This is a genomic window from Kitasatospora sp. NPDC059973, from assembly GCF_042737525.1.
Classification (GTDB): Bacteria; Actinomycetota; Actinomycetes; order Streptomycetales; family Streptomycetaceae; genus Kitasatospora.
Map to the genome: position 1 here is coordinate 1 of NZ_JBHWUI010000151.1, position 3,357 is coordinate 3,357.

Annotated in this window: 4 protein-coding genes; 3 read left to right on the forward strand and 1 reads right to left on the reverse strand. The window is 74.9% G+C overall.

Going from position 1 to position 3,357, the window contains the following annotated elements; translation table 11 throughout:
- The first annotated feature begins 250 nt into the window (after window positions 1-250).
- Window positions 251-637 carry a hypothetical protein gene (locus ACFWA9_RS30710; RefSeq protein ID WP_380391326.1) on the forward strand — a complete coding sequence of 129 codons (387 nt, stop codon included), beginning with the start codon at window positions 251-253 and terminating at the stop codon, window positions 635-637.
- Window positions 638-862: 225 nt separating this feature from the next.
- Here the strand turns inward: ACFWA9_RS30710 and ACFWA9_RS30715 are convergent, their stop codons facing one another.
- Window positions 863-1,711, reverse strand: a complete 849-nt coding sequence (locus tag ACFWA9_RS30715; protein WP_380391329.1) for a patatin-like phospholipase family protein — start codon at window positions 1,709-1,711, stop codon at window positions 863-865.
- 85 nt (window positions 1,712-1,796) lie between these two features.
- On the opposite strand from ACFWA9_RS30715, the gene ACFWA9_RS30720 reads away from it, so the two are divergent.
- Window positions 1,797-2,357 (forward strand): TetR/AcrR family transcriptional regulator, encoded by a 561-nt coding sequence (locus tag ACFWA9_RS30720; RefSeq protein ID WP_380391332.1) that lies wholly within the window; start codon window positions 1,797-1,799, stop codon window positions 2,355-2,357.
- A 76-nt stretch (window positions 2,358-2,433) separates the two neighbouring features.
- On the forward strand, window positions 2,434-3,231 hold the full coding sequence (locus ACFWA9_RS30725; protein ID WP_380391335.1) for a hypothetical protein: 798 nt from the start codon (window positions 2,434-2,436) through the stop codon (window positions 3,229-3,231).
- Window positions 3,232-3,357 lie beyond the last annotated feature (126 nt).

Sequence of the window (3,357 nt, forward strand, 5' to 3'; positions counted from 1 at the left end):
GCGGGCCCCCCCCCCCGCGGCGCCGGGGGGCGCGGGGCCCCGGGCCGCACCGTACCGCCTGGCCGCCGACGCCGCAGGCACCCATCCGGGCCGCGGACAATGGCCATTGTCCGCGGCCGAACTGCGGTTCCGCCCGTTCCTGTTGTGGACAACGTGAGCTCTCGCGAAGGTGGAGAGCCCGGCGGGACACCTCGACCGGGAACGAGCCCCGGAGATCGCGCACGGCTCCGGCGGCATGAGTGGAGGAAGCATGATGCGAAAGACTCTCGGCCGCTTCGCCGTGGTCACCGCGGCGATGGCCCTCGGCCTGGGCAGCGTCGTCACGACGGCCACCGCCCGCCCCGCGACACCTGCCTGCGGGAGCGCCCTCAACACCATCGACGGCATCGCCGCCCAGGCCCAGCAGGCCATCAGCTACCGGGACAAGGGCAACGCCGCCGTCGGCCTCACGGACGCCGCCCAGCTGTCCTACGCGGCTCCGTGCTTCACCGAGGAACTGCAGGACCTCCTCCGGGGGGCCGCATCGCGGTTCAACGATGCGGCCGGCACCCTGTACTACGACAACTGGGACGACGCCTACGCCAGTGCGGCCGCCGGGCGGGGGCTGATCTGGCAGGCCCAGGACGCGAACCACTGACGGCGCGCCGTGGGAGCGGTAGCCGACGACCGACCTCCGCCAGGACGGGTCGGAGGCTGCCCGCTCGGCCGACCGCGGCACCGTCGTCGGCCGGTTAAGCGGGCCCCGGAAGAGGCTGGACAGCGGGACAGCGGGCCCGCCGGAGGCTCGGGGAGGGCGGGTCGGCCCACGCCGTGACCGTCCCGTGGGCTGTCGCCGCCGGCGGTGTGCCGGCGTGGTCGGGGGTCAGCGCGCGTCGGGCTCCGGCGTCGACGTGGCGCGGAGTTCCTCGTCGACGTCGCCCGCCTGGCGAAGGCCCGCCTGGTACGCCGGCTCCCAGGCCGCCAGGTCGCCCAGGTCCGGGCCGAAGGCGCTGACCGAGGCCGGATCGGGACCGATGGTCACGACGCGCGCCGCTCCCACGGCCGCCAGCTGCTGGTCGAGCAGCTCCCGGGGGAACAGGTGGGCCATCGGCTCGACCACGACCAGCGTGCGGGCTCCCACGGCGAGGTCGGCGTTGGGCCCTGCCCGCAGCGCACCGTCCATGTACCGCCGGCCGTCGACGGCGACGGGCGGCGCGGCCCCGGGGAAGGCGCTGCTCGCCGCCACCGCGTGCACCAGCGGCACGCCGCTGTCGCGGTCCCACACCACGGGCTCACCGGAGGTCGTGTCCACGGCGGTGATCAGCAGTCGGCGCTCGGGCCAGGTGTCCGCGCCGATCAGCGCGGCGCGGCCCGCTATCAGCGCCTCCTCGGCGTGGGGGTCGGCGCCGTCGAGCGCGAGGCGGCCGACGCGGCGGCGGGCCTCGTCGGGCTCCAGGCCGCGGTCGCCGAGCACCGCGAACACCTCGCCCGTCCGCCCGGGGTCCGCCGTGACCCGGTGCTCCGGCCGGCGGGCCGCCGTCGCGAGCCGCTCCAGGTCCTGGCCGGTGGCGAGCAGCGCCGCGACGATCGCGCCGGACGACGTCCCGACGATCACGTCGGCTCCGCCCAGTTCCACACCGCGCAGGCGCAACCCGTGGGCCAGCCCTGCCATCCAGGCGGTGCCGACGTGGCCCCCGGGTCCCAGGACGAGTGCTCGGTCGAAGGTGTGCAAGATGATCTCCCCTCGTTAGTGAAACAGTCGTACCATATACTCACTGACGCTGTCTCAACTTCGCAATACCGAGAGGAGATCCACCGTGGGGCGACCCGCCGACCCCGCCCGTCGGGAGCGCACGCTGGCACGGGCGACCGACTACGTACTGGCGCACGGCCTGACCGGACTCAGCCTGCGACCGATGGCCGCGGCTCTCGACACCAGCCCGCGGATGCTGCTCTACGACTTCGGCAGCAAACAGGAGCTGGTCGCGGCGGTCCTCGCCGAGGCTCGGCGCCGAGGTGCCGCGCGCCTGACCGGCCACGTTCCGCCGACGACGGGCACCGCCCAGGAGCGGCTGCGCGGCATCTGGGGGTGGATCAGCGCGGAGGAACGTGCCCCGTTCGTCCGGCTGTTCTTCGAGGTGCACGCCGACGGGCTGGTTCACCCCGAGGCCTACCCCGAGCAGGGCGAGGCGATCACGGACTGGTTCGACACGCTCGGCGCCACCTTCCGCGACGTCTCCAACGGCCCCGGCGACACCGTGACGCCCACGTTGATCATGGCCGTCGTCCGGGGCCTGCTGTTCGACCTCACCACCACCGGCGACCGCGACCGCACGAATCGCGCGCTGGACCGCTTCGCGGAACTGCTGGACCGCTGAACGGCCCTGGCGAGCCTTCGGTCAGGGCCGATCGGGGCGTGCGTCCCTGTCGGAGGGCCGTGGCACACTGCGGCACATGTCTCTCAGCGCCCTCAGCCTCGACCAGTGGCGGTCGTTCGACCTGCCGACCGCCCGCCACTTCGCCCACGGGGCGGCGGAGCTGGTGGGCGGCCGGGTGACCGCGCTGGAGACCGTCGAGCACCTCGGCGCCCCGCTGCACCGCGTCCGGATCGAGCGGGATGACCAGGAGTTCGCGCTGATCCCCGGCGGCCGGGTGACGCTCGGGTTCGACCTCGACGCCTGGCGGCCGACGCCCGAGCAGACCGCCGACTACGCGGCGAGCCTGGAGCAGGGCTTCGGCTACGGCGCCGACCTCCGGGAGCACCTCGCCCAGGTGCTCAGCCCGCGTCGGACCGTCACCCTGGCCACCGTGCTGATGGCCGTGGAGGACGAGGAGCTGACCGAGGCCTCCTGCGACATGCCGGCCGTCCTCGCGGCCCGCGGGCTGCGGATGCCCAGCGCGGACGAGTGGGAGCACGCCTGCGGGGCCGGCGCCACCACCCTCTTCCGCTGGGGCGACGACTGCCCGCTCGACCGCATCCCCCACGGAGAGCCGGACGGGCCGCAGAGCCGGCCGAACGCCTTCGGGCTGCGCATCGCCTACGACACCTACCGCACCGAGGTGAGCAGCGACACCGCGTCCGTACACGGCGGGGACGGCGGCGAGTCGGTGTGCGGCGGGTACGGCTTCCTGCTGGGGTGGCTCCCGCTGGCCACGGCCAACCGGAACCCCTTCATGGCCGAGTTCGTCCACGGCCCGGACGGGGACGGTCTCTGCGAGGACTTCTCGGTCCGTCCCCTCCTCCCGCTCTGAGGGCCGGAGTGCCCGGGGTGCGGGGCCGGCCCGTGTTGGGGGCCGGCCCCCCCCCCCGGCGCACGCACCCACCACAGGCACCCCCCCCCCGCCCCCCCCCCAGGCACGGCCGCGCCGCAGCACCCG